This is a genomic window from Paramuribaculum intestinale, from assembly GCF_003024925.1.
Lineage (GTDB): Bacteria > Bacteroidota > Bacteroidia > Bacteroidales > Muribaculaceae > Paramuribaculum > Paramuribaculum intestinale.
The window spans coordinates 1-2413 of sequence record NZ_PUED01000270.1; the positions used below are offsets into that span (position 1 = coordinate 1).

General features: G+C 55.2%; 3 protein-coding genes. 1 reads left to right on the plus strand and 2 read right to left on the minus strand.

Annotated features, from left to right (window positions below; translation table 11 throughout):
* Positions 1–158 precede the first annotated feature (158 nt).
* On the plus strand, positions 159–1442 hold the full coding sequence (locus C5O24_RS12565) for an L-cysteine desulfidase family protein (RefSeq protein ID WP_107035809.1): 1284 nt from the start codon (positions 159–161) through the stop codon (positions 1440–1442).
* Positions 1443–1546: 104 nt separating this feature from the next.
* On the opposite strand, the gene C5O24_RS12570 is transcribed toward C5O24_RS12565, so the two are convergent.
* Entirely contained in the window at positions 1547–1903 is a 357-nt protein-coding gene (locus C5O24_RS12570; RefSeq protein WP_107035810.1) for an MmcQ/YjbR family DNA-binding protein, read from the minus strand.
* Between the two features lie 21 nt (positions 1904–1924).
* A partial coding sequence (locus tag C5O24_RS12575) for a DNA alkylation repair protein (protein WP_133165589.1) occupies positions 1925–2413 on the minus strand: 489 nt, incomplete at its 5' end.

The following is a 2413-nucleotide window of genomic DNA, read 5'->3' on the forward strand; positions in this document are numbered from 1 at the left end:
CTATAATATGGGCATGACCTATGTAGTCAAAGCCAAGGTACTCACCAACTACAGCGCACGCAACCGCTACTGGTATGTGCGTGGCACATATTACTTCTGACCGGAGATCAGTTCCTGTCCGACAGGATTCTCTATAATTCCATACTCATAAATTCACCATGATCGACAACGAACGGCGTGCCCGCATCATATCGCTGATCAAAAGCGAGGTGGTGCCTGCCATAGGATGTACCGAACCGATAGCCGTGGCTCTCTGTGTGGCCAAGGCCTCGCGTATGCTCGGATGTGAACCGGAGCGCATCACGGCCACTCTCAGCGCGAATATCATCAAGAACGCCATGGGTGTAGGGATTCCGGGCACCGGTATGACCGGTCTGCCCATAGCCATAGCCCTTGGAGCGATATGCGGCAAGCCCGAACTGGGGCTCGAAGTGCTCCGCGATGTCGACAGCGATGCCGTGGGTCGTGGCAAGGCTATGGTCGACGCTTCGCGTATATTCATATCGCTCAAGGATGGAATTGCCGAGAAACTGTATATAGAGATCTGTTGCGAGGCCGGCGGCCACAAGACTGTAGCCATCATAGCCGGCGGTCATACCAATTTCGTGTATCTCTCGGCCGACAATGATGTGGTGCTTGACCAGCGGCTCACCGACGGAGATGCCGCCGAGGATCATACGACCGATCTGACACTCGAAACGGTCTATGAATTCGCCACGACAACGCCGCTCGCCGAACTGGGCTTTCTGCTTGAGGCGTCGAAGCTCAATCTTGCAGCTTCGAGAATATCCATAGAGGGAAATTACGGCCATGCTTTAGGGAAGATATTGGGCGGTAGACACGGATCGAAGATGATGGGCGACACGCAGTTTACGCACATAGTGTCGCTGACGGCTGCCGCCTGTGACGCGCGCATGGGCGGAGCCATGATTCCTGTGATGAGCAATTCGGGCAGCGGCAATCAGGGCATATCGGCGACGGTGCCGGTGGTGGTGTATGCCAGAGAGAACGGTAAGTCGGATGACGAGATGCTGCGGGCGCTTGCCTTGAGCCATCTGACAGTCATCTATATCAAGCAGAAGCTCGGACGTCTGTCAGCGCTTTGCGGGTGTGTTGTCGCAGCCACCGGATCGTCGTGTGGCCTGACACTTCTCATGGGTGGCGGATATCGTCAGATATGTCACGCTGTGAAAAACATGGTAGGCAATCTTACCGGAATGATATGCGACGGAGCCAAGCCAAGCTGTGCGCTTAAAGTGACCTCAGGGGTGTCAACCGCCGTATATGCCGCGCTGATGGCCATGGAGGACACCTCGGTGAGCTCTCTCGAAGGCATTGTCGACGAGGATGTGGATCGTTCGATCGACAATCTTACACGCATAGGCCTGCAGGGCATGGCGCAGACCGACCGCGAGATTCTTTCGATAATGCTGTCGAAGTAAATATGACTCCGGCAGGCCGCAGATTACTGACGAGCCGGATATAAAAAATGATTTTTGTTGGAAGGGGTTCTGCGTCGGATATCGTCGGACGACGCTCTGTCTTATCAGGTGATTGAGAGTTGTTCGCGCACATTGCGCGGCAGTTTCATGGCTGTCTGGCGATAGGAGTGGAGTATCAGTTCGCGATGGACCGCGTCGGGGACGTCGCCATGAAAGTCGACCGAGATCCAGTGCCGCTTGTTCATGTGATAGCCCGGGCGGATGCTTGCGTATCTGTCGCGCAGTTCTATTGCAAAATCCGGATCGGCCTTGAGATTGTAGAAATCCCATTGGTTATCAAGGGTCATCAGGCAGAATATTCTCCCGCCGATTTCAAGCGACAGCGTGTCGGAGCCAAACGGACACCGCTCTGTAGCGTGGGGCAGTGAAAGGCCATACTCTCTTACTTCTTCTATGTTCATGTCTTGAGTCTGTAGTGGTTTTTATTGTCTTTTGAGCCAATACAGGCGTTGTGGCTCAGGCAGACGCTCTATGGCATATCGCAGTGCTGTGCGCGGCATATCTCTGAAGTGTGATTCGAGATATTCCAGCAGACAGCCGGGGTCTTTCTTTCCGACCTCGCGCAGCATCCATCCCGTGGCTTTGTGGATCAGATCGTGTCTGTGGTCGAGCAGGCGTGTGGCTATCCGGAGTGTGTCGGCCGTCTGCCCTTGGCGTATCAGCGCGAGGGTGGCGACGATTCCGATCCGTTGATGCCACAGGTCGCTGTGCGATGCCAGAGTGTCGAGAATCCCACGGTCGGGAAGCTTTCCGTCGGCATCAGGATAGAGCAGCCATCGGCCTATGATGTAAGGCGCCGAGAGATCCACCAGATCCCAGTTGTTGGCTCTGGAGGCGTGTGCGAGATAAAACCGTGCAATCTTCCCACGCTTTGCCGCCAGTGAAGGCGTGTCGACGCCTCTACGCGGGAG